The 23,371-nt window shown below is 37.8% G+C and carries 31 protein-coding genes; 1 reads left to right on the top strand and 30 read right to left on the bottom strand.

Going from position 1 to position 23,371, the window contains the following annotated elements:
• Position 1: 1 nt before the first annotated feature.
• The 19 genes from ACE025_RS10465 to ACE025_RS10375 all read right to left on the bottom strand — a co-directional run bounded on the left by ACE025_RS10465 (position 2) and on the right by ACE025_RS10375 (position 18,881).
• On the bottom strand, positions 2-442 hold the full coding sequence (locus ACE025_RS10465; protein ID WP_485939618.1) for a DUF1617 family protein: 441 nt from the start codon (positions 440-442) through the stop codon (positions 2-4).
• Positions 442-4,878 carry a hypothetical protein gene (locus tag ACE025_RS10460; protein ID WP_485939617.1) on the bottom strand — a complete coding sequence of 1,479 codons (4,437 nt, stop codon included), beginning with the start codon at positions 4,876-4,878 and terminating at the stop codon, positions 442-444. Before ACE025_RS10460 ends, ACE025_RS10465 begins: the two co-directional genes overlap by 1 nt.
• On the bottom strand, positions 4,879-5,589 hold the full coding sequence (locus ACE025_RS10455; protein WP_485939616.1) for a hypothetical protein: 711 nt from the start codon (positions 5,587-5,589) through the stop codon (positions 4,879-4,881).
• Complete coding sequence (locus ACE025_RS10450; RefSeq protein WP_485939615.1) at positions 5,576-9,850, bottom strand: phage tail tape measure protein; 4,275 nt, start codon at positions 9,848-9,850, stop codon at positions 5,576-5,578. The genes ACE025_RS10455 and ACE025_RS10450 overlap by 14 nt, the downstream gene beginning before the upstream one ends.
• A gap of 230 nt (positions 9,851-10,080) precedes the next feature.
• Positions 10,081-10,422: a hypothetical protein gene (locus ACE025_RS10445; RefSeq protein WP_485939614.1), complete on the bottom strand. Its 342-nt coding sequence runs from the start codon at positions 10,420-10,422 to the stop codon at positions 10,081-10,083.
• Between the two features lie 18 nt (positions 10,423-10,440).
• Positions 10,441-11,094, bottom strand: a complete 654-nt coding sequence (locus ACE025_RS10440; RefSeq protein WP_485939613.1) for a hypothetical protein — start codon at positions 11,092-11,094, stop codon at positions 10,441-10,443.
• Positions 11,095-11,100: 6 nt separating this feature from the next.
• The gene (locus ACE025_RS10435; protein WP_485939612.1) at positions 11,101-11,538 is read right to left on the bottom strand and encodes a hypothetical protein; all 438 of its coding nucleotides are present in this window, start codon (positions 11,536-11,538) and stop codon (positions 11,101-11,103) included.
• The gene (locus tag ACE025_RS10430; protein ID WP_485939611.1) at positions 11,538-11,759 is read right to left on the bottom strand and encodes a hypothetical protein; all 222 of its coding nucleotides are present in this window, start codon (positions 11,757-11,759) and stop codon (positions 11,538-11,540) included. The genes ACE025_RS10435 and ACE025_RS10430 overlap by 1 nt, the downstream gene beginning before the upstream one ends.
• On the bottom strand, positions 11,759-12,094 hold the full coding sequence (locus tag ACE025_RS10425; RefSeq protein WP_485939610.1) for a hypothetical protein: 336 nt from the start codon (positions 12,092-12,094) through the stop codon (positions 11,759-11,761). The genes ACE025_RS10430 and ACE025_RS10425 overlap by 1 nt, the downstream gene beginning before the upstream one ends.
• Positions 12,091-12,447 carry a hypothetical protein gene (locus ACE025_RS10420; protein ID WP_485939609.1) on the bottom strand — a complete coding sequence of 119 codons (357 nt, stop codon included), beginning with the start codon at positions 12,445-12,447 and terminating at the stop codon, positions 12,091-12,093. The genes ACE025_RS10425 and ACE025_RS10420 overlap by 4 nt, the downstream gene beginning before the upstream one ends.
• A complete protein-coding gene (locus tag ACE025_RS10415; RefSeq protein WP_485939608.1) occupies positions 12,422-12,733 on the bottom strand; it encodes a head-tail connector protein in 312 nt (103 codons plus the stop codon). The genes ACE025_RS10420 and ACE025_RS10415 overlap by 26 nt, the downstream gene beginning before the upstream one ends.
• A 15-nt stretch (positions 12,734-12,748) precedes the next feature.
• Entirely contained in the window at positions 12,749-12,949 is a 201-nt protein-coding gene (locus ACE025_RS10410; RefSeq protein WP_485939607.1) for a hypothetical protein, read from the bottom strand.
• Positions 12,950-12,972: 23 nt separating this feature from the next.
• Positions 12,973-14,184, bottom strand: a complete 1,212-nt coding sequence (locus ACE025_RS10405) for a phage major capsid protein (protein WP_485939606.1) — start codon at positions 14,182-14,184, stop codon at positions 12,973-12,975.
• 4 nt (positions 14,185-14,188) lie between these two features.
• A complete protein-coding gene (locus ACE025_RS10400) occupies positions 14,189-14,911 on the bottom strand; it encodes a head maturation protease, ClpP-related (RefSeq protein WP_485939605.1) in 723 nt (240 codons plus the stop codon).
• Positions 14,898-16,025, bottom strand: coding sequence for a phage portal protein (locus ACE025_RS10395; protein ID WP_485939604.1), 1,128 nt, complete (start codon positions 16,023-16,025; stop codon positions 14,898-14,900). Before ACE025_RS10395 ends, ACE025_RS10400 begins: the two co-directional genes overlap by 14 nt.
• A gap of 256 nt (positions 16,026-16,281) precedes the next feature.
• On the bottom strand, positions 16,282-16,425 hold the full coding sequence (locus ACE025_RS10390) for a hypothetical protein (protein ID WP_485939603.1): 144 nt from the start codon (positions 16,423-16,425) through the stop codon (positions 16,282-16,284).
• Positions 16,426-16,439: 14 nt separating this feature from the next.
• Positions 16,440-18,098, bottom strand: coding sequence for a terminase TerL endonuclease subunit (locus tag ACE025_RS10385; RefSeq protein WP_485939602.1), 1,659 nt, complete (start codon positions 18,096-18,098; stop codon positions 16,440-16,442).
• Positions 18,099-18,419, bottom strand: coding sequence for a P27 family phage terminase small subunit (locus tag ACE025_RS10380; protein ID WP_485939601.1), 321 nt, complete (start codon positions 18,417-18,419; stop codon positions 18,099-18,101).
• A 135-nt stretch (positions 18,420-18,554) separates the two neighbouring features.
• On the bottom strand, positions 18,555-18,881 hold the full coding sequence (locus ACE025_RS10375; RefSeq protein WP_485939600.1) for an HNH endonuclease: 327 nt from the start codon (positions 18,879-18,881) through the stop codon (positions 18,555-18,557).
• Between the two features lie 87 nt (positions 18,882-18,968).
• On the opposite strand from ACE025_RS10375, the gene ACE025_RS10370 reads away from it, so the two are divergent.
• On the top strand, positions 18,969-19,523 hold the full coding sequence (locus tag ACE025_RS10370) for a hypothetical protein (RefSeq protein WP_485939599.1): 555 nt from the start codon (positions 18,969-18,971) through the stop codon (positions 19,521-19,523).
• 175 nt (positions 19,524-19,698) lie between these two features.
• Here ACE025_RS10370 and ACE025_RS10365 read toward each other — a convergent pair whose 3' ends face one another.
• The 11 genes from ACE025_RS10365 to ACE025_RS10315 form a co-directional block, all read right to left on the bottom strand.
• Complete coding sequence (locus tag ACE025_RS10365) at positions 19,699-20,175, bottom strand: hypothetical protein (RefSeq protein ID WP_485939598.1); 477 nt, start codon at positions 20,173-20,175, stop codon at positions 19,699-19,701.
• 158 nt (positions 20,176-20,333) lie between these two features.
• On the bottom strand, positions 20,334-20,669 hold the full coding sequence (locus ACE025_RS10360; protein ID WP_485939597.1) for a hypothetical protein: 336 nt from the start codon (positions 20,667-20,669) through the stop codon (positions 20,334-20,336).
• Between the two features lie 83 nt (positions 20,670-20,752).
• Positions 20,753-21,232 carry a single-stranded DNA-binding protein gene (ssb, locus tag ACE025_RS10355; protein WP_485939596.1) on the bottom strand — a complete coding sequence of 160 codons (480 nt, stop codon included), beginning with the start codon at positions 21,230-21,232 and terminating at the stop codon, positions 20,753-20,755.
• Positions 21,233-21,520 carry a hypothetical protein gene (locus ACE025_RS10350; protein WP_485939595.1) on the bottom strand — a complete coding sequence of 96 codons (288 nt, stop codon included), beginning with the start codon at positions 21,518-21,520 and terminating at the stop codon, positions 21,233-21,235.
• Positions 21,517-21,852, bottom strand: a complete 336-nt coding sequence (locus ACE025_RS10345) for a hypothetical protein (protein WP_485939594.1) — start codon at positions 21,850-21,852, stop codon at positions 21,517-21,519. Before ACE025_RS10345 ends, ACE025_RS10350 begins: the two co-directional genes overlap by 4 nt.
• Complete coding sequence (locus tag ACE025_RS10340; protein WP_485939593.1) at positions 21,849-22,028, bottom strand: hypothetical protein; 180 nt, start codon at positions 22,026-22,028, stop codon at positions 21,849-21,851. The genes ACE025_RS10345 and ACE025_RS10340 overlap by 4 nt, the downstream gene beginning before the upstream one ends.
• A complete protein-coding gene (locus ACE025_RS10335) occupies positions 22,025-22,267 on the bottom strand; it encodes a hypothetical protein (protein WP_485939592.1) in 243 nt (80 codons plus the stop codon). The genes ACE025_RS10340 and ACE025_RS10335 overlap by 4 nt, the downstream gene beginning before the upstream one ends.
• Positions 22,264-22,494 (bottom strand): hypothetical protein, encoded by a 231-nt coding sequence (locus tag ACE025_RS10330; RefSeq protein WP_485939591.1) that lies wholly within the window; start codon positions 22,492-22,494, stop codon positions 22,264-22,266. The genes ACE025_RS10335 and ACE025_RS10330 overlap by 4 nt, the downstream gene beginning before the upstream one ends.
• Positions 22,494-22,778: a hypothetical protein gene (locus tag ACE025_RS10325; RefSeq protein WP_485939590.1), complete on the bottom strand. Its 285-nt coding sequence runs from the start codon at positions 22,776-22,778 to the stop codon at positions 22,494-22,496. Before ACE025_RS10325 ends, ACE025_RS10330 begins: the two co-directional genes overlap by 1 nt.
• A gap of 6 nt (positions 22,779-22,784) precedes the next feature.
• Positions 22,785-23,030: a hypothetical protein gene (locus ACE025_RS10320; protein WP_485939589.1), complete on the bottom strand. Its 246-nt coding sequence runs from the start codon at positions 23,028-23,030 to the stop codon at positions 22,785-22,787.
• Positions 23,005-23,340, bottom strand: coding sequence for a hypothetical protein (locus ACE025_RS10315; RefSeq protein WP_485939588.1), 336 nt, complete (start codon positions 23,338-23,340; stop codon positions 23,005-23,007). Before ACE025_RS10315 ends, ACE025_RS10320 begins: the two co-directional genes overlap by 26 nt.
• Positions 23,341-23,371: the final 31 nt, after the last annotated feature.

Below are 23,371 nucleotides of genomic sequence, written 5' to 3'. Positions count from 1 at the left end.
ATTATTTTTCCTCCTCGTTTAATTCATATTGGTCCATCAATTTGTCATAGATAAAGCTATACTCCGGTTCGATCGGTGACTCCCAGTTTTCTAAAGTTTGAAAGAGAGCCTCATATTTGCTGCTGTGCTCCACAAAAGAGATTTCAGCCTCTTCTCGATTCAGTTCTTCACGATCTTTAGCTAGTTTTTCTTTTTGATCAACAGTTGTATCTTCCTTAAACTCAATAGCGCCATTTTCCAGGACAATCAATTCCCCGCCCTCATCTAATCGACAATACGGCTTTAAGATGTCTTGTTCCTGAGCAGCATACTCTCTGTTTTTCTCGATCAAACGCTCAATAAATTTTTGTTTCCCTCGTGTAGCTTTTCCGTTCACTGAAAGTGATTTTAGAAATAAGATAGCTGGTGTTAAATCTTGGTTCTGTAATTTGATTGATTTCATTAGGCTGTTTTCCTCTCCAGTTCTTTGATTTTGTTTTCTTGCTGTTCGATTTTGTGGTATAAATCTTTGATCAATTCGTGATGGTACATAGAGATACGATCATATGCCAACCCTTCTACTTCACCCTTTGAATCGTACATCACTACTTCAGTAGCTCCTTTTTCATGGAACTCATCTGCTACAAACCCATAATGTCTCTTCAATCTAAAGTTAGGATCTAACTCTTGTTCAGTACCATTACTCATAGTTTTAGCAATACTTTCTACTTCAGCTTTATCATGCCAGCTGCTTGGACTGATGGACAAAGTTTTTAATGCCGTTTCTAATAAATTATTAGATTCAATATTGAGTTTGTATTTTCTAGCAGAAACCGAACGACCGATGGTTCCTGTGTCCCAAACAATTACATTAGACGCTGAAGAGTAGGTTCTGTGATAAACCGAATCACTAGAAATTAGTCTTCCACCGTTTAGAGTGCTGCCATCTACACCAAACCTCATAGACCCTAAATCATTACGACCACCATTTATATACAAATTGTTTGCTGTTTCCGGCGCTTGAACGTAATAAGCTTTCAATGCTTTTAAGTTCCCAATCCACAAATCGCCATTAACTTGCATATTTCCTGCAAAGAAGGTATCTCCATTTGCATTCAAATAGATTTTAGTTTCATCGAATGACGTAGATAAACTAATATATTCCGACCTCATATCAATCCGAGTCAGTAATCTTGTCATTGTTGAGTTATTATACTGTCTCAGTTTGAAATAATCTGGGCCGTAAAAGGTTTCTGAATAGTAACCATAATTACCTCGTCCACCACTAGCACTCACTGTATAAACATCCGCTAAAAATTTCATGTACCGATACCCTAAAGTATAATTTCCAACAAACCATCTAGGATCAAAAGAACCTCCTAACTGATCTCCAAAATCATATGTTGCTCTTATACCTTTATTGTCTGTGCTGAAAGTTAACCAATCCGTTACATTCAAAGCTCCTGTATTTGTTGTTAAAGCGGATAAACTGCTTGCTACAATTTTACTTGCGCTCAAGTTGATGATATTAACGTTTGCCGCATTTAAGGTTCCTGTAGTAATTCTGTCTGCAGCTATATCAATTGCTTTCACCGAATTGATAAACGCTGTCTTGGCCGTCAATCTATTGACGTTTGCGTCGGTAGCAAAGATTTTATCAATCAAGGCCGTATCAGATTTAAGCATAGTTGAAGTAATGACATCGGCTGTTAGTACTTTGGTTTTTAACGTAGCGATATCTGCATAGACAGCTTCTAATGATTTAGCTTTTACATCATTTGCAAAAGTAGTTCCCATGATGTAGGTGTTGGCGTCTAGTAAAAGCTTTTTATTCTGGATTAAGGTAGTGCCATTGTCCATGTTGAATTGAGCGACTACTTGACCTTTTTCAACGATTCGAGCGTTTAAACTATCTGATAATTGAGTTAATTGAGTAGACGTCGCCATGTCTTCTGGAGCTGGAGACCAGTCAGTTGCTTTGTTTCCAAACTCTATCTGATACCCTCTTAAATCTAAATAATACCCTCGCATATTTACAGAAATCGAAGGCATAAAACGGATAATATCTGTACTACTTATATCACTACTAAAGTTTTTAAAGGTGAAAGACACTTCTCGCCAATTACCGTTACCCATGACTTCTCTGTACTCGCCATAAATATTAGTTCCATTTACAACTAACCAAGGTCTAAACATAAAGTTTACAGCATGATTTGTTCTAAATCTAAGCGAAAAGACAATATCTTTACCTTTCCAATTTCTATCAGCAATATCAGTACCTCTAATTGATTCATATAAAGAAATGTAGCCATTGCCGATTGTAGGGTGGGCAGTAATTCTTCTGAATTTTATACTTCCCTCAGATAAAGTTTCCTGGTTGACGGGATAAGAAGAATTGTTGTTTGACAAAACCCCGATAATTTCTGAGTTTAATAGTATGTTACGCCCGCCAATTTCCAAATTGTCAAAATCAGTTACAACACTAGTAATTTGTCCAGATAACTGAGTAATTTGTGACTTATCCGCTTTGCTTGCAACAGTTGTTTGAACACCAGTTACTCTCAATTCTAAAGCTGACAGTTGCCCCTCGCTGTTGCCAACTCTGCTACTTAATGAATTTACTGTTTGATTGATTTCAGTGAACTCTGTTTTTGTTGCTTGATCTTCGGGTGCGGGTGTCCAACCTGTATTTTTTTCTCCTTCAGCAACTTTTACATCAAAGTAAAACTCTTTATTTCCAGAGACGATATTTTGATCGGCACTATAAAATAATATCGTGTCAATCACTTGGTTAGTATTAGTAAATTCACTTGTAACGCTACCACCGATAGGAACCGTGTATGCTGAACCCACAGCATCACCTATACTTGTAGTTGTCCCTCCTCTATCATCCCGAGGAGAAACTAAAACAGAATCATGACTAACAGTTTTCGTAACGTACTCTCTGTAACCAATGGATATGGTGTACTTTTGGTTTGGTAATATGGGCTTGCTTAGTCTTTTAGTTATATATCGAGTGGTGGGTGTTATTTCAATTCTTTTAGAATCAAGTAGTAAATTACGTCCGCTAATCTCCAAGTTATCCAAATTAGTCTGCACACCAGTAATCAAACTAGTAAGACTACCGCTGGTTGCTGTCAATTGATTTGTAGTCGCATACCCTTTTTGACTGACCAGATTATCCACTTGTGCAGAGGTCAACCTGAGTTTAACGGCCTCAGCATTTGCAGATATCTCGTTGGTATGGCGATTGACGATTCCACTTACTACTTCTACCGTTGATTTCTCAGCTTTAGCACTGACCGTTTGAGTCAAAGTGTCATAATTCGATGTTAATGTATTGACGTTAGTGTTTACTTGCTGAGCTAACCCAATTGCTTCCAATGCACTTCCTGAAGCGGCAGATGCTGCTTGTCTAGCAGAAGCAGCATCTGCTTTAGCAAACCCTGCGTCTTCAATAGCTTTATTTGCTTGGGTTACCGCAGTATTTGCTGACTGAGTGACGTTTGCTACTTCTTGATTGACTGCGAGTAGTTTAGTATCAAATTCTTGCGCCTTGGTGTTGGTGTAGGTTACTGCGTCAGTAATAGCGTTGTTATAAGATTCAATTGCTTCCTGTTTGGCTTCTTCTGCTTCAGCTAAAGCTCCCTCAACTTCTTCTTTAGTCGCAAAATTAATAGGCTCCCAAAAACCGTCATTAAAAATCCGTAGTTCCACATCGTTCGGTCGATCAGATTCGTAGTAGTACCACATATCTCCGTTAATCGGATTAGGCACCGGGTTAGGACCATAAGCTGTTCTATTTTTACCATTTGCAGACATCAAGACATACGTGACATTCTTTTTCAGTTGATTAAGCTGTTTATTTGTTGAATCAACAATGTTGCTAGTAACAGTATTCAAAAATGAATCTTTCCAGTCACCCAAAGTAACGCTGTAGTAGGTTTTACGAATAGGATCGTAGTCGTAGCCCACGCAACGAATGACTTCATCAACATCATGCACCAGGTATTTCAACACCAAATCATCACCATAATTAATTTCCGTACCATCAATAATATTCGTAGCGACTGTGATGGAGCGACTTGGTTTATCGATGTTTTCCGTGCTGTACTTCAATTTCACCCAAGCAATCAATTCTGCTTCAGTTCGACATTCGTTATTAACAAACGATTTTTCATAAATCTGCGCATATTCATTGATCAATGGACTATCGACCGTAACAGACAAAGTCACTTCATTTTCTTTTCCTTCAGGAGTAAATTTGCTTGTTGCGTGGATCCTTGTGGCCATTCCACTGACTGAAGAAGAATCTTCAAACTCACTGATGTTTTTCTTTTCATAAAGCAATGCATCAGTTTTCTGTCCTAGTCGTTTGATCATTCGGATGTCAAAGCCGTTCAGCATTAATTCGCTATCCCATCGACTAGTGATTCGATTTAAGACTTCTAATGCATTATGACTTGGAGTGTCATCCTCTACTTCATTTGTGGTGAAGTCATGGACCTCGTTCACTGATGAATCCATTGTAAATTGACCTAAAGCTGATTTGAATGAGCTTCTAAATTTAGTAATTACCTGATTACCAGTTGCGTTTTTAACCGAGAATGGATTGACCTCTTTATTATCGAAATCATACATTAGTTGGACAGCGGTAACTTCTACATGAGTGTTTTTCTTTTTGACATCATAAACCCTAAACTGGTTAGGGCCATCTGGAGTATTTGCTCCGATAATCATTTCTTTTTTTACTTTTTTATACCCTTCTTCTTTATCCAAGAGAAGATTGAACGTTAAATAAAACCCGTCATCCCTAATGACATGTTCATCATATGAATGATGGATTGGATCTCCGTTATTTGTAAAATCAGTTGTGTTTTTTGGATATAAAAATAACAACTATAACCACCCCCATCTTTCAGTGATTCGGATGTTTGTTATTCCGCTGCCTTTAGTTATTGAGTGAGTGCCAGGAGGAATTTCAAAAAATGGACCTCTTACTTTGCTGTTGATTTTGTTGCCTGTCTTATCAAACACATTTTGCAGACCGTGTTTGCATTCGATTGTTACTGAAGTATCGATGCCATTTGGAAAAGTCATTCGCTGACTTCCGATTTGCAAGAAGGTACTTGTAGCGATCATTCCATCAATAACGATTCTTGGATACATAGGAGCGGTAGTATGATTCGTGATGGAACTTCCTAAAGTGCTGACTTTTTCCGGTTCGTATTCAAAAGGCTCACAAGTAAAAGTTACTGTGACTTTGTAACCATTGAATTCATCGAGTGGCTCAGAACTAAAGACAGCATTTACAAATACATACCGAATATCAGGATCATCAAAAGGAGTGAACCAGCCGTCATAGCCGATAAATGCTTTCAGCTTTCTCACATCGGATTTAGTCGCATCATGAAGATAGAATTGATATGTCTTAGGAACAGCTGACCAGGCGTCAATTGTTTGAACAGCAACACCATTGACCATATCTAAATCATGATATTTATTTTTCTTTTCGGCTCTAGTTGGTGAACTGTTTTCTTCAACTCCACAAAAAAACGGAAGGTCACCAGTAGACCGTCCGTTTATAATTAATGCATTATGCTCCGGCATAGGCGCCTCCCCTTCCTTTGTTAAATAAATTTTTGAGTTGAGTATTGAGTGTGATTTTTTCAACTACAGCATTAGAAATTTTATTAATATCTTGTTCCTCACGAACAACCGGATCTTTGATTTCAATATTGATACTTACTGCTGGTTGAGCGTTAGCACTTCTAATAGATCGTTCGTCATACCCAATTCCTTTTTCATATTTAGGAATCAATGGTTTAGTCAACGATGCTTTCAATACCTTAGTACCTTTAGGAGCATTTGGAATGAACACATTTCTCCCTTCAGGTACAAATGACTTCCCGTTCGGATAAGTGATCAACTCTTTATACGTTGGACCTTTTTGGTCATTGACAATCATAGGACCACCTAAATGGTAATTCGTCCCTTTTTCTTTGAATATACCTGTACCAGCTGCCTTTGCAGAACCGATAGTTTTGTATTCTAAGGTAAATGTTCTCGTCTTGTTTCGAATGCTATTGAAAAAGTCATTAGCGTATCTAAGCTTTTCTTGCGTACTAGGAGCATTAGTGTTGATGTTAGCTGATTTAGATTTCCACTTAGTACCTAAGAAATAAGCATTAGCATGTCTCAACTTAGTTTGCGTATCTGGAGAGTTAGTATTGACAAGAGCTTTTTTAGGATTCCAAGTGGTAGCATTGTGGTACTTATTCGCGTACCTCAATTTACTTTCTGTTTCCGGAGCATTGGTACTAACGTTTGCTTTTTTAGGCTGCCATTTCGTACCATTCCATCTTTGTTCAGCTTTTAAACCAGCTTCAGCTTTTTGAGGAGCATCACTTTTCACTACGATATCTTTACGAACCCAATTGGTTCCATTCCAAGTGAAACTAGCATTGACAGCTTCAATAGCCTTATCTGTAGCATTTGAAGACATGACCATCTCTTTTTCTTGAGGTTCCAGCAAATTCCACAAACCTTGAGCTTCCAGAGCAATTCTTGCAGCTTGACCAGCGTTGGTTGTCATCAACATTTCTTGTTCAGATAAATTAAGGTTCTCCCACACGCCTGTATCAATAAGAACTTGTCTCAGTTGTTCAGTTGAATTAGTTGCCAATATAGCTGTTTTAGTTTCGTAGGATAAACCTTCCCATTTTCCATTCGCATCTAAAAAGTAATTAGCAACGGTTCCTGCATTTGTTTCGATATCTGCGAACTGAGCAGGGAAGTCCATCTCCCACCACATACCGTTTGCCATCAAAGCATCTTGAATAGCTTCCTTAGAATTGGTATCTAATTCAGCATGTTTCATGATGTACTGAAGATTATTCCAACCTTCCTCAGTCTGACTAGCTTCTTGAATTTTCTCGATTGCATTAGTTACTAACTTACCTTCTTTGTCGAAGAACTCCATACCGTTCCACGTATCGTTTGCCTTACGAGCTTCAGCTGTAGCTTTCTCAGAAGTCACAATCATATTGTTTGTTGAGTTTTCAATAGCATGTTCTTCCATAGAAAGAATGCCTTTGATTTTCTCGTAGTTTAATCCCATAGCTTCCAACTGTCTGCGTTGTTCTGCTTCTGGAATGTCCCCACGTGCTTCCCAGACCTTCATCATTTCCTTGCCTATTTCGACCATGTCATTGTAGTGCTCTTGATCAAGAACCTTCATCATTTCATTATATTCATGAGTGTTATTCGCTTTGTCTTTAATGAGAGCAGCTTGTTCCTCATAACTGGTTTGTAATAAGTCACGCTCGCTGTCTAACATTTTTTGTCTTTCAGAGAGTTGGTTCAGCGAGAATTGTTCTAAGTCTTTTTGCATGGCTTCATGCACAGCCTCTTGTTCATCTGCGCTCAATTCCAGACTTTCTCGTCTAAGCTCGCCCAACCTATTATGATAATTTTCAACTAAAGTCAGTTCAGCTTCTGTCAGCTCTCTATTTTCTGCCATAGCCGTTTCATAGATAGAAGTAATATCAGCTTGAATAGCCCCAATCTCTTCCACTAAAGCTTGTTGTTCCGCAGTATCAGCATTAAAAGCTTCTTTTAACATTTCTTGAACTTTTGGTGGCAATTCCGAGAATACTTCTTGGGATTCTCGAACCGTTTCTTGAATATCCGAAACAAGACTATCTCTCATTGCTCCATAGGATTCAATGGCTTTTTGAGCACCTTCCTCAACGTTATAAGCCATAGAGTCTGTGGCTTGACTTGCTTCGTTCGATAGATTTTGGAAATCATTCAAAGCATTGGTAGCTGTTTCTCCAATGTCTACTCCCCATTGTTTGGTTCTTTCAGAAGCGTTGTATGCATCTTCACCCCAAACCTTCCAAGCAGTCCATCCAAGAAGAGCAGCTCCAGCTACTCCAAGTACAACTGGCAACCCACCGATCATAGTGGTTAATCCACCAACTTGAGCTGCTGTAGTTGTCGCACCTCCGCCAATTGTAGAAAGTGCAGTGGTCATATCCCCAACAGTTTTCGGAGTTGTGACTTTACCGAACCATTGAACGAGAGTCCCCATGCCACTGCTCAACGTACCAACACCGCTTGTAATGTTTCCGAGGATAGAGAGTACTGGACCAGCCGCCATTGCAAAAGCAGCCCATTTGATAATATTCTGTTGAGTCTCAGCATCTAACTCACTAAATCGTCCTACTAATTCAGAAACGTCTCCAGCTAAATCTCTGATAGTTGGTGCTAAAGCTTGAGTGATTTCAATACCTGCAGTTTCCAAAGCTCCCATCATTTCATCAATTGCTCCGGCTGCATTGTCTTGCATCATTCTAGCCATTTCATCAGCTGCACCTGCAGAGTTCTCAAAACTAGTAGACAATGCATCTACTTTGTCAGGACCCGCTTCAACTAACGTCATCATTCCGGACATGGCTTCTTGTCCAAAGATAATAGCTAGTGTAGAAGCTTTCTGTTCACTAGTCATTCCAGCTAATCCATCTTGTAGTTCTGTAACGATACCAGACATAGGAAGAATATTCCCTTGTGCGTCAAACATCTCAATACCTAGTTTAGACATTGATTCAGCTGCAGCTTTTGTAGGTTTAGCCAATCTTGTAAATGCACCACGCAACGTAGTACCAGCTTGACTTCCTTTGATCCCGGCATCACTCATAATACCAACCGCAGCCGCAGTATCTTCAATACTTAAACCTAAAGTATTCGCCATTGGCGCAGCATATTTCATCGCTTCTGCCATGTCAGCAACTTCCGCATTAGTATCAGCTGCCGCTCGTGCAAATACGTCTGCTACGTGGCCAGCGTCTCCTGCTTCCAAACTGAAGGCTCGAACAGCAGTTGCTGCAGCCTCAGAAGCGAGTGCAACGTCCCCACCAGAAACAGCCGCTAAGTCAAGTACTCCTGGCATAGAAGCCAAAATTTCAACTGTAGAAAAACCAGCTGAAGCCATGTTCTCCATCCCAGCTGCAACTTCACTTGCACTAAAAGCAGTTGTTGCGCCTAATTCTTTCGCTTGATCAGTCAGCTGTTTCAGTTCCTCAGCAGTGGCACCAGCAATTGCACCTACTCGACTCATTTGTTGTTCAAATGCAACCCCAGCAGTTAAAGCAGCAGCTGTTAAACCAGCCAATGGAAGAGTTACTCCAGTGGTCAATTTCCCGCCTATATTCTGCATCGATCCACCAACGTTTGTCATGGTGTTCCCAAACTTCTGGTAGTTCTCTGCAGTTTCTGCCATTCGTCCGCCGGCATTACGATATTCATCGTGAAGTTTTTGAGCTTCATTCCGGAGTTGTTGAGTGGCTAGTTCTGCTTTGTTTAGACTGAATGGTAAGTCAGATAACTCTTTCTCATTGCTACTGTAAGCTCGCTCCAGGTTTTTAATTTCTTTGCTGAGACCTTTTGTCTCTTCTTTCGAAGCTTGGTATGCAGCTTTCGCCTTTTGAGTTTCCTCATGATTGCTACCTAAAGCCCTACGCATTTGATCATAATTATTTTTTAAGCGATCTGTTTCTCTTGCGGAATCACGATAAGCATCATTCGTATTCTTGATACTGTTGCTGATTTGGTTTTGAATACCAGGTAATTCTTTTTGGCGATTCTTAAACTTTTGCGTTTTATCAGCTGCAGACTGGATTCTTTTGGAATAGTTGTCCATGTTTGTTGAATAGGTCTGCTGACGACTTGCCTGTGTTCCAAGTTGAGCCACCGCCAATTTAGATTGTTCAGATAGTAAACGCTGCTCACGATTGATTTCTGCTAGTCCAGCTTTATAAGCCGCTTGCCCTTCTAACGTCAAACTGATTCCGGCTTTTCTTAATGCCAAATATGTTCACCTCCTTGCGTACAAAAAAAGAGAATTCTATATAAAGAATTCCCTCGGGTTTGATGTTTCTGATTTTTCATTTTTTTCTTTTTCTGCCATACCATGAAATTCCATATGTCTATTTAACAGATCAACAATAGTAGAATAGTCATGATCATACATAAATTCACTTTGAGTCATATGAAAAAATTCTTTAGATAAAAAATAGAGGAAGTCCCAATCGGGCTCCTCTACTTCCCCTCTTCTTCATTTTCGTCTTGTTCATCTTCATCACTTGCACTAGGCATCATTGCAGTTTGGTATGCAAATGTGAAGTTCATTACGTCCATAGCATCCGTATTGTCTAAAATCTCTTTTTCAGTAACATCCAATCCGTTTGCTTTCAACACGCAATAAATGAATTTGACTCCGTACAATACTTCTTCTTGCTGGTAACCCAGCGCCCACTCGGTCTGAGTAAGTTTGTATTTCGATTTCATCAATAACCAGACAGCGTTGTTGATTTTGTACTCCCTTGTTTCGCCAGTAACGTCTGATTCAAATGTTTTAAGACTTTTAACAAAAACGGACATGTGTCATTCTCCTATCTATTATCCTGCAGGGATAGCATCTTTTTCATTTAGTGCCAATGAAGCATCATCGAACCAACCATTGACCAATAGTAAATCACGATCGTATTTTGTTTTGTTTTCCGGATCAGCTAAATCAACTTTGTGGTATACGAACTCTTTTTCTAAGTCTCCTTTATGATCAGGAGCTACAGCTTTAATGGCGAATTGCGGGATTTGTTCCGTAGTGTCTTCTTTTCGAGATTCACCACTAATGTCTACAGGACTCAATGTGCATTTAGGGAAGTTTAGAATAAGTTCATCCCCATTTTCATCAGTAAATGGAACAGCCAAACGGAATGGTTTTTTCTTTGGAGTCGTCGGCATAGACCAACCGCCACCCACTTTAATCATTCCTTGAGCTTCTTCAGCAAACCCGCGTGGGAAATAACCAGCTGCTACTGTGATAGTCGCTAAACGGACGTTTGATAAGTCACTATGCAGCTTGTTTGATAACCAAATTTGTTTTTCGTTTAATTCTAAGGACATACTCAAGTTGTCTAATGATGGAGTCTCATATACCTCATCCCCATAAATCGGTGGTGTAGAAGGTGTCTCCTCCGTCTCCATCATTTGCAAGTAAAGACTACCTGCACCATTCAGTAAAGCTTGCTTTGTATAAGTTGTTGTTGGCATGTAATATTACACTCCTTTTTCTAATGTGTTTTGTATTGTGTTATAAAACTCTGGTTCTAATTGATCAAATGCTGGACGCATGTGTGGCTTAGGAGCGACATAGGTTGCTTTGACAGAACTATAAAGTCTAGAGCGATTCTTGTTATTCCGTCGCACTCTTATTTTCCCTTTACGATTATCCAGCGCGTGAAACCCTAATTCGTGGAAGTACAAGTGAAAGTTAGGACGTTGACCCCAACCAACAATGATTTCATTTACTTTTTCTTCAATATCGATACCGGAAACTCCGGCACCAGTTTTTGCTAGACCTTTTGACTTTGCAATAGAACGAGCTTGGTCACGCATTTTGATAGCGTACTTCTTTACTTCAGGTTGCGCTTGATCAGCGTTCTGTTCAAATCGATTGAAATCATTTACGATATCATCGAATCCAAAAGAATCCATCAGGTCACCTCGCGTATATTTCGATAAACATCTTCAGGGATAGCGAACCAACGGCCGTCATCTCTTTCAATCAATACATCTCCATCTGATACTCTAACTCCAAAAAGACCGAGCACGGGATCGTATTGCTTCAACGGGGTTATTTTGCGATTTTGCACCATAGGATACGCCTCTGGATCTGTAATCCATTTCTGCATATCGAACGTAATTCGCTTCGCCATCAAATCACCTCAATCAAATAATCGAAATAACCAAGCTCAGTATCAGTGTCTACATCTGTGATTTCCATCCAGTCTGTAGTCGTCAATCCTGCGCTTTCTAAGGCGTTTTCGATACTTAATAAGGATTCATCCGTTTCGACATCTAAAGCCCTATCTGAGTAATACATGAGCTGGTATCTGACGTGTTTTGTGTGTTTCCTATTGCTCAATCGAGTAGATCGATTAGACACAAAAGAAAAAACAACTTTTGGTAAATTGGAGGAAGTGGATTGACTATAGCTGATATCAATACCTAAATTTTTAACGGTATCAAAGATTAGTTTCTTTTTGCTCACCCATCCACCTCCACCAGACTAATTTCTGTTTCATCATTCTTGTAATTGTAAAAACAACGAAACAACTCAAATTGCTTTTTACCAATAAACGCTCGCCAACTAGTATCGATTTCTTGATTGCCAGGGATGCCTATTTTCTTAGTTAATTCTTGGTCAACCGTTTTTGCATCGATCACTTCTTGACTAGTGATTCCCAACGTACGCCACCATGATTTTGTTTTGGTTTGATAAGTGTATTTACCAGGTAATGGAGTCCCGTAGTCATCTTTCATCGGAACCTTGCTTTTCAGCTCAACGATTCCGTCGTTATAGACAATTTCAACCAATTCATTCTTCTTCAGATATTTCATCATCTTTCGGCACCTCCATCAAACCAAACCCGAAACTAATAATTTGTGATTTAAAGTTTTGATAAAAGTACTCACTAACGCCGGCTCTCATATATCTTACATAGTCATAGACCAGCTGCTTACCTTCTTCATTTTCTAAATCAAACGACCCACACCAACGAATTAAAGTGGAGTGAGCCGTCTTCAGTAGTCTTTTAAGATTATTATCATCATCTGCAGTGAGCACATGAATGTACTCTTTTAATTCTTCTAAGATGACGGGATCTAACTCATCGGAAACATTCTCCATATCAGTTCACCCCTATTATTTATCTTCAGATTCTTTGTTGTCTCCTGAATCTTCTTTATCAATACGAGTCATGACTTGATCAATGTCATAATCTTTTTTAATGTTCGCTTGAATTTCGTCAGCTCGTTTAACGGTCATTTCAAATTCTTCACTTTTTTCAAAAGTTTTACCTTCTTTGATTCCTCTGAATTTGATGTCTGCTTTAAATTTAGCCATTAGTGTTTCCTCCTAAAGTTTTTTTATCCTGCTGGAACAACTGGTGTTTCTTCTGGAGCTGTTGGTGTACTTCCTTCAACCGGAATTGCAATATCATAGATCTGAGCAGCATCGTTGTTAGTTGGTTCTCCGTCTCCAAATAAATCAATTGCATAAAGTGTTGCACGTTTCATTGCAAAAGTTTCTTTGTAAACGTAAATGCGATCGCTATTAGAAGCAGAAGCCTCGTAATCTCCATCTAAAAATGCAATCAATTTATTTTCAGGTACATAAATTGATTCCACGATGTCAGTTTCTGGAATAAATGGCAAGTTTGAAACAAACACTCCATTTGCGTTTTGAGTGGTAACTCGCGCAATAATGTCGAAATAATTAGCTGGGTTGATTAGTAACTTAACGTTACCACGTACCCGACGAGTTTTAGCTTCTCCTTCATCATCGTCACCAATTTTGTGAGTGTATTGAGACATTTTCTTCATTACTCCTGCGAACTCTTTTACCATAGTTGCAGCATCTTTGAAAGTTAATGTTCCAACACTTTCTTTGTCAGCATAGACTCCACCAGTAACTGGAGCGTCTAAATCTTTCATCATACCAATTGGTTGGTTATTACCTGTACCTAGAACGATTGCTTCTTCCCAAGCTTCCATAGTTGCTTCTTTTAAACATAGACGAACGTAACGGTCAATCCAACGTGGTCCTAAGTCTAAAGTGTCATTTGAAATTAAGAAGAATGCAGTCAAGTTGTGTAGTTCGTTTGTTGTTGCATCGAATTCTGCATCTAATTGACCTTCTAAGTCTCTGTGAAGCGGTCCCCATACGGCTTTCCCTTTGCGGCGACCACGGATAATTTTTTTACTTCCAATCCCTGGTGTAAATGTAATTAGTTTTAGCAAAGGACGTTCTTCTTGCATGTCTTCAAAAACACGTTCAATGATTGTTGGTGGTGTTAATAGTTCTGTGTCTAATCCACCAGTTTTAATTACTTCATTGTAGTAGGCATTTTCTTCAGCAGTAAGAACATGAATTCCTCGTGCTTGAAGAATTTGATTGTCATTAACATTTTTTAACTCTTCATATTCATCACGCACTTGTTTTCCTGCATCTTCTGCAATGGCAGTGATATATTCCTCCATAGCAGCATTGATTTGTTCCGGAGTAGCATCCTCTTTTGAAGAAACATTGTTGAACTTAACTCTCGCTTCTGCGGTTTTGTCTGTAATTTTTAATGGCATTTTATTATTCCCCTTTTCTCAACTTGTTTAATAGTGATTTTTGTCTTGGTGGTTCAGGTGTTTCATTAATAGGTGGTTGTGCTGTTGCTTGCGCAGCGAATTTTTCTAATGCTTGCGCTACAGTGCTATTGATCAACGCAGCAATATCAACTTGATCATTGATAGAATCAGATTTTTCTTTCACTTTATTGGCGAAACCGTACTTTACAGTTTCTTCCGCAGTGAACCATTTTTCCTCTTCCATCCAGGTAGTTAGTTGCTCACTGGATTGACCTGTCTTTTCTACATAAATAGAAATAATGGATTCATCGATTGTTTCTAAAGCATTCAATACTTTTTTCAAATCTGATTTATTACCCCAAGCAAAAGAACTGGCTTCATGGACCATAAATGACGTTCCTGTATTCATAACTGCTTCGTCAGCCCCAGCTACAATAAATGTTGCTGCACTTGCTGCTGTGCCAGTTACTTCAACTGTAATGTGACTTGGATGGTTTTTTAAATAGTTGTAAATTTCAATCCCTTGAAAGACATCTCCACCATTTGAATTTAAATAAATGACAATATCTTCCGTCACGTCATCCAGTGAATCGCTCACTAACTTTGCATCAATTGACTTGTCATCATCCCAGTAACGTTTCCGGATAACCCCACTTAAGGTGAGAATATGTTTTCCATCTTTTGATTCATTTGTAAATTCAAACGGCACGTTTTTAATTTTCGGCATTTTCGTTCTCACCCCCTTTCGTTGATAGTTCTTCCATATTCTTAGTAATGTAGTGTTTCATCATTTCTGGTTCTTCAGTTCTTTTACGTCCTAACATTTCTAAGACGTCATCAGGAGTGAAGACTGTGCTTCCCACTAATTTCTCAATGTCTTTCGCCATCTCAAATTCATTGTTGTAGGTCAATGGCGTTACATTAGCAATCAGATCAGGTGTATACTCACGACCAAAATATTTTTTATTTATTTCAGTTGTGATAATTTCAAACAAAGGACGAATAGCATATTTAATCGCATTTTTTTCATGCTGAGACACATCCGCTAAATCTCCGGTAAATAAAAGAGGCGACAACTGCAATGCATTTGCCACCTTCGCTATATAAATATTTTCCATTTTTTGTAGTTCATCGACGGATCTACCAAGGTAATTGTCCGTTTTTTCTTCCAGGTCATACGACTCATTTCGAGGAGAAACAACAACTGCATTTTTTCTAAGCGCCGTAGACAGACCTTTTAAATAATCTTTATATTTAGATTGCTCTTCTGCTTGTTTAGCCGGATCAGTTACTGAACCTTTAAATTTAGCGTAAATTCTTAGCTGGCTTTGCCTCAACTGAATTTCAATCAATCTACTAAATAGATTTGCATAAGAGTTATCTAGTTCAGCAATAAGCTTTCGCAACTTCTTGTTGTGGTACTTAAAGTGGTAAACTTCACTGGCTTTAAATGTTTTTCTCAGTTCCATTCCGCTAATATAGATATTGCTGTATGTTTTTTCAGCTAAAACCTTATCATCAGCGGTGAAGCTGTCAGCTATATACCATCGATCGTTAATTTGAACGACAAGACACTCTTCATCTAAGATAAGCGTCTTTAATAACTTAGTTCGAAAGTCTTTCGCATTATCGTTTGAGTTAGGAGCGATATTCAGCAAGTAAGAGAGTTCCTCATCACTTGTTCTAAAATCAACTAAACTTGCACTAGCTGTGATACGCCCTAAAACTGTATCAAGTGCAGCTTGCTTCAGATGAACCTTGTCATATTCTTCTTCAATAAAAGTCCAATCGGAAACCTGGTAACCACCAATGATTCCACGTAAATAATTCCATAATCCCAATTAATCACCGCCCTTCAGGCATAAAAAATAGCCACTAAGTATTTAGCGACTAATTTTATATTTGATATATTTTTTCGTATTACTTTTAACATCCTTTAAGAACCATCCATAATATTTGGTTGATAGAGGAAGTGAAAATCTACAAAACAACCCAATCATAAATAAATGTATTTTAAATATTTGTTTAACAGTTATCGAAACTTCAGCATCTATACTCATACATTAATCTCCCTTCATTCATACCAGGACGAGTCACTCACTCGTTGAGAGATATTGGATCACTTCCTTTCTGGTCGGGTACTTCCGAATCTTCGTTTTCTTTTTTATCTGGAGGTTTCTTCTGTATTTCTTTGCCAATATCATATAAATCCAACATGAATTGCTTCAATACATCATCCATAACCAGCACTCCTTTTAGAAAATCCAAGTATCATCGAAATCAAAAGTTGTCGGTGCAGCATCTAAAAGTTCATCTGATTTCCAAACTGCTAACATGAAGGCCATAAATCCATCAATTTTTCTTCTAACACGTTCCTTTTTGTTGAAGGTTAAGTTCTCAAATTTGTCTCTATCTACCCAAACATTATTTGTATACCAGTTCATCAAAGGATTTTCTCCCCATGAAATTAAGCGACGACTAAACATTGATTGTATTCTCAAACCAATACCTGCAGCAATCGCTTTGGATTTGTAAACAACGATGACGTTGAAACCAACAGCTTCTAAAGCTTTTTGCACAATATCTTTTCGATAGTTGTCAATTACAATCGTGTCGAAATCATAGCTTTCTCGCATCTTTAAATACCAATCTACGATCAATTGGACGTCTATATCAACATCATCAACGATAGTCAATAACGGTCCGCGCTTCGTTTCAAAATTTGGATTTGCCCACTCTTCTATAGGAGCTTCCAACGTGTAATTATCTAAAAATTTCTGGCAAACCCAAGAATGAGTTTTCCAATAGTACTGATCGTTGTCTCTAAAAATTAAGCCTGCAGCAACAAAATCTTTATTGCTGGCAAAGTCTAAACTGCCGATAGCTTTTCTTCCTTTTAAATCTGGCAAAGGTTTGTTTGCTGATTTAATATCTTTTCGACTAGCAACATCATTTTGAGAATCAATGTCACTAAAGTTCATTCGCTTAACGATGAATTTGATTTTGTCCCCACCATAAGCTAGATCTTTGTACGCTGATATAACTTCATCAAATAAAATCTCAGCATATTCACTCATTGGTTTATGGAACATTGGATTTGATTTTTCCCACAACTCAGGATTATCGACTTCTTTGATGTCATCCAACTTACAAATGAAAGGGAAGAAACTTAAATCGTCTATTTTACCAGTCAAAATATCCATTGATCTGCGCATCAAATCATCATAAACACCGTCTCGTACAAATCCAGTGGTACCTATATAAAAGGTCCTACTATATGGACGTTTACCAAAACCTGAAGTAAATACTTCGATGATGTCATTGGTTTTGTATTCATGGATTTCATCAAAAAAGATGCAACCCAAACGGGCTCCATCTTTTGTCTTAGCATTGCTTGTATAATACTTGAACCAATTCCGATTTAATCGAGAAGTGATTTTAGTAAATGTGTGTCTAAAGAATTTCTGTAATGGCTTGTTGTCGTCTATAGCATTGAACACTTCTTCAACTGAAGTAGTTGCTTGCTCTTCTGAAGTAGCTACGATTCCGACGTTATAACCTTTCACATTATGTCTTGGACTAATAAAGTATGCGCTCAAACCAGAAGCCAAACCATTTTTCCCAGCCCCACGCGCAAGAGTCCAAAAGTGTTTGTTGAATACAACCTTCTTCTTCCCTTTATAAAACAAGAAGACAAAGGCGATTAGAAATTTTTGGAACGACTCTAATTTAAAAAACCATTTCTCGATGAATGCAATACAATCATCTATCATTTCATCATTGAACCACATATCATCTCGTGGATAGATTTTCTTTTCGACCCACTCGATGAGTAAAATGCGTTCTTCATTTAAAATGATTTTTCCATCTCGATATTCTTTGATGTAGTCATCCACATATTTTTGATGGATCATCTACACCAGCTCCTGATCATTTAAATCGTCATCCCGAGGCATTGGGTTATCTGGCATAACATAGTGAAATGTCTTCTCAATATTCAGCAATTGAGTATTAATTGCCGTCATTTTTTCAATCGCAGGATGCGTTTTGGTAAACTTTTGAGAAGCATTCTCAGTAGTAACTACTACTCCATCTTTATTGGCTTCAGTTCTTAGCTTGCGCATCATAGAAGTCAGCGCACAATAGCGATTTACCTTATCTACTTCGACCAAATCATTCGTATCAATATTAGCCATCAAATATTCTCTCAGCCTTTTTATTGAGACTTCAGCCACATAACCCCCCCTCTCTGTCAATTTTATTTTGTAATTTTTTCCGGAGAGGCCTGGCAACCCGCTGAAGAAGGAAATAAAAATTCCTGAAACTTTTGACGGGGGCACCCCTCCTAAAAATTATTTTTAATTTATTTTTTACCACCATTCATCATCGAACTTGCTATCATTCAACTCATGTATGATGTTGTGCAGATGATGAGAGACTGTAATCAAGTTGCTATCATCCATTGCTAATTCAGGGAAGTACTCTAGCGGTTTGATGTGATGGACAATCAATCTACCTTTGTATACTCCACCTGTTGACTTGGTTATCTGACACTCATTGTTGTCTCTCTTCAGAATATCTTTACGCTTGTTCCTCCAAGCTTGACGTTGGTAGAATGCATCACGTGCTGCCTTGCTTGCGTACTTAGTATTAGTCGTCTTCAGTCTTGCTTGTCTAATGAGATCATCTAATAGCATTTCATTTAATCACTCCCAAATTATGATAAAAGTATAGCAACTTAGAAAAAAGTATGAGATTATAAAAATAAAAAAGGTGGTTATTTTATGAATTATGACGACGGTTTAAAACATCTATTAACAGAGATTGATAATGACTCATTTGAGGAAAACAATATCTTACCTGAACTTGGTCGAGATAAAGTAATGAGAATGCTATACGATTGTGAGAAACAAGGTTTCATATCACATTCATCAAGTAAACAAAAATTGGTAACAGGTTTCATGGATGGTAATTTTATGTTACACCCTACTACATACGTTACTAGACAAGGCAGACACTTCCTTGAAGGTAAAGAAAATTCTTCAACTCCAACTAATCAATACAATATTCACAGTGTTTCTGGTGCAAACTTTGGAGATCACGGCTCAATAACTATTAATTACGGCGCTTCGATTTCTGATATCCAATCTTTTATAGAATCAAACATTGCTCCCGAAGATAAGGCTGAAGCTACTGAACTAGTTAACACCTTAGAGAAAAATCCTATCACTCCAGGTATACTTAAGAGATTCGACAATGTACTTGTTAAATATCCAGGCTTATCACAAGCTACAGGGCAATTTCTTTTGTCTGTGTTCACTGGTCAGTTCCCCAGTTAAAAATATAAGTTCAAACCAAAAAGAGCAGCCGCTTAATCTCGGTTGCTCTTTCGTCGTTTTCTAATATTATATATAACCTGTTTTTACAACCTTTAACATTCCAAAACCACACATACTAGAGGTCAACTTTTTCAGCGACTCTTTAGTAATTCTATATTTAAATGTTTACACGTCATCAGATCATAGTATTCACCGTTGTGTATATACCCATAAGTAACGAAGTTAAGCTAGCAATATTTCCTGCAGCTTCTCCAGATTCATTAATAACTTTTAAAGCTTCTGCAAAAAGAGTATCTGATTCTTCTTTACTATTGGCTTTGGCAACTTCGTAAATGGCACGCATAACATAAGTTAACTCTTCAGTTTTGAGCTGCGTTTCCCTATTTATTTCAACTAGTTCTTTCAATATAGAAGTGTTTTCAACAATTTTATTTAATAACCCGTTTGCTTCTTCTTGTTTCTCAATTAAATCAAATGTTGGATTACGCGGAATCTCAATATCTTTTAAGAAATTATGTTGGTGAACAATACTTTCAAATAAAGGTGAACTATTTAAGGGCTCATTAGGAGGGAATTCTATCCCTTTAAATGCTCCAGCTATGCTCTTTATAGATTTACTAAATTCTGGACTAAACTCTATATCATCACTCATTACTATCACTCCTTTTATTTTTATAATATCAAAAACCACCCCGACAAGCGAGGTGGAAAGTAAAGGAGGATAAAATTTAGTTAATTGATTATGCTATTAATATAAACCATGTAAAGCAAGAAGAACATACAGTGAATCTACGTTAGATAAATAGTAGATTACAAATCTTCAAAGAATTGAATGACTTTTACAATTTGAGCATGTTTGTTCATGATGTGCTGATAACTGTAATTTAGTTCTTCAGCAATATCCTTCAGCGACATTCCATCGATATACTTCATCTTTAATATCTTGTTGTCCAATCCTTTGAACTTACTGATCATATCCATTAAGGATTTCATAGACTTTTCTTTTTGATTAAGTAACTCTATATCGCGTTCAATATTCTTTTCCAAGTTAGAAGCTAAAGAATCTTTCTCAAGTTTGATATTGGACAAGTCGCCTTCGACCCATCTACTTAATTCTAGCTCTGACTTCTTTATCTTCCATTTCAAAAGATATATTTGTTCGTCCAATTCCTGGTACTCCAGCAACCAATGATACTTGATGTTGACCACCACCTTTGCTTAATCAAATATCAGAATGGCAGATCATTATCCGAGATATCAATCGGCTGTCCTTGAGATTCAAAAGGATCTTGACTTGCATTCTGGCTTTGATTCCTTGCGTAGTTTTGATTTGAATTACTACTTTGAGTATTTGTCTGCGAACTTCCTAAATCGTCTTGAGAACCTGTTTTTTTACTTTCTAGGAACTTCACTTCTCTAGCATTCACTTCAGTAACATATACCTTCTGACCTTCTTTGTTCTCATATGAGCACGTTTGAATTTGACCTTCCACTCCAATGAGTGAACCTTTATGAGTGAAGTTGGCCAAAGCTTCAGCAGTCTTTTTCCAGGCAACGCAATTAATGAAGTCTGCTTTCTGGTCCTCATTCTCTTTCTTGAAGGAACGATTTACTGCAACTGTAAAGGATGCAACTGCAGTTCCATTTGATGTGTATCTTAAATCAGCATCTTTAGTCAGTCTTCCAACTAATACAACGTTATTAATCATTTACCAAACCAACCCTTTCACTTTGATTTTTGCTCGTTCCCACTTGCTTGGATTTCCAAATTTAGGAAACCAGACAAGAGGTTCAGTACTTGGAAGTTCGCGGATATCATCAATCAATTTACGTTGGTAAGAAAAATCAGCAGCAGATTTTATTTTTGTAGCATTTTCAATATATACTTTTCTTACCATGCTTTTATGGTACTTTTTATCGAAGCCAGACAACGATTGACCACTGATCAACTTTCTAATGATTCGCTTGTGTATTTTCTTCTTAGCACGCTTTTTCATTCAGTTGCCTCCTCCACCAAAACTTTATTTAAAAAGGTTTGTATTACTTGACCATATTCGGAATCTTCCAAGTCTGGACCTTCATCTCCTTGCATATATTCAAACAGCCCATAATATATTGGATAAGGTTGATTCTCTTTTAACGATTCGTAATGAGTCGTTAATCTTTTTAAATGCCACAATTGACTATCGTTAAGTTCTGGTTCTTCAAATTGGTCGATTAGTTTTAAAACGGAAACCATACTGATACCAACATATTCCTGCTTACCATCTACGTTTGTTAAGGTGCAAGGTAAATCAGAAATTGCTTCTTTCAATTCGCTTTTATTCATCCCACTTCCTCCAATTCAATGGTAATCCGCCTATTCTTGCCGCTACCTCTCTTTTGATAAGTAGAGGATTTATAGTAATAGATGGTGTCTACCTTTACTCCAAGAGCTGCGGCACATTCTTTTGATGTTCCTAATGCTAAAAGTTGATCACCTTTGTAGACGGCTAGTTGTTTCATCCTGCACTGTCCTCTGAATTTTCAACCACAATGTCTTCTGATGTTAAAACTTCTGCACGTTTTGCCCACCCACTGCCAAAGCCGTGTTTCCAAGGCGTTCTATATATGGATTTTTCTAGTGCCTCTTCCAAAGATTCTGCAATAACTGTTTGGATTGTCCGGTATTTCGGGTAATAGTATCCAGAGGGATCATATTCAATTACTTCGATTTTAAATTTAGTCATGATTTTTTGAGTCATTCCGCACCATCCTCCAATAACTTTTTAACTGATTCTGTCTGCTGGTACTCCGTTCCATATTCTCTATCTAACTTTGAAATCAAACCGCCGATTAAATTAGGTACCCTGGTATCTCCTGTTAAGTTCATCCGGTTCAATTCCTTAAAGCTCATTTCTTGTAACTCATTTCTAAAATCCTGAAGAGTTTTATCTGTGCCAATATCTAGATTAGTTTGAACTGAATCCATTATTTTTCACCCTCCTGATACTTAATCCCTTCATTCCTAGCCTCAATCTGATTCAACTTCCACAAATTGATCTGTAAATCTTCTTGAGCATCAGCAAGCTGCGATTCAAGTAACTGATTCTCAAATCTCAACTTCTGGACCTCGTGAGTTCGTTCTAACAAGGTCTCTTCCAAGTTAATAGATAAATTTGCTGTGTATTCATGTATTTCAACATTCAATGCTAATAGCAACAGATTAAGAGCTAAAAAGATGGAGAGAAATATGGTTGATTGTTTTCTAGTCAATTGTCTTTACCCCCAGGTCTGATTCAAATCAGCTTCTTTTATAGCTTCATTGATTTCATAAGTTTCTTTAGCAGCACGTTGAACAAAGAGTCGTCTTTCGTCTCTCCCTTGCTGCACAAGCTCACTCACACGTTTTACGATTTTATCGCTACTTACCGATCTAGATTGATAATTATTAAGAGTGGTTGCAATTCGATTCAGTGTTTGTCTGTCGATACGGCTCAATTCAGTAGATAAATTCACCATGACCATCCCTTTCTACGTATTCAAATGTGTATCTTCCTCGAACTTTTTTAGTTACTCCAGTTAATTGGCGACTGATTGCTTGCCAAGGAATATTCATTTCCTTGGCGCAACCTTTAATTGATCTAAAAGTATTGATATAGTTGCCGTTATCGTAAACTCTAATAGGTTTTACATTTTTTGGTGGTTCCTTTTCCATTGAAATACTATTTCTTAAAGCAATAATCATCGGATGATTATCAGGTAAATCTATCCAAGCTTTTCCATAGCGATCGATGAGTTCGTTTTCGATAGCGAAAAAGTTATCACTAATGGGCATCTTCATCCCTCCTAGTAACGAAAAGAGTAGC

The sequence above is a fragment of the Desemzia sp. AGC72 genome (genome assembly GCF_057334175.1).
Note: the sequence above shows the minus strand (reverse complement) of the source record. Positions and strands in the feature narration are given on the sequence as shown.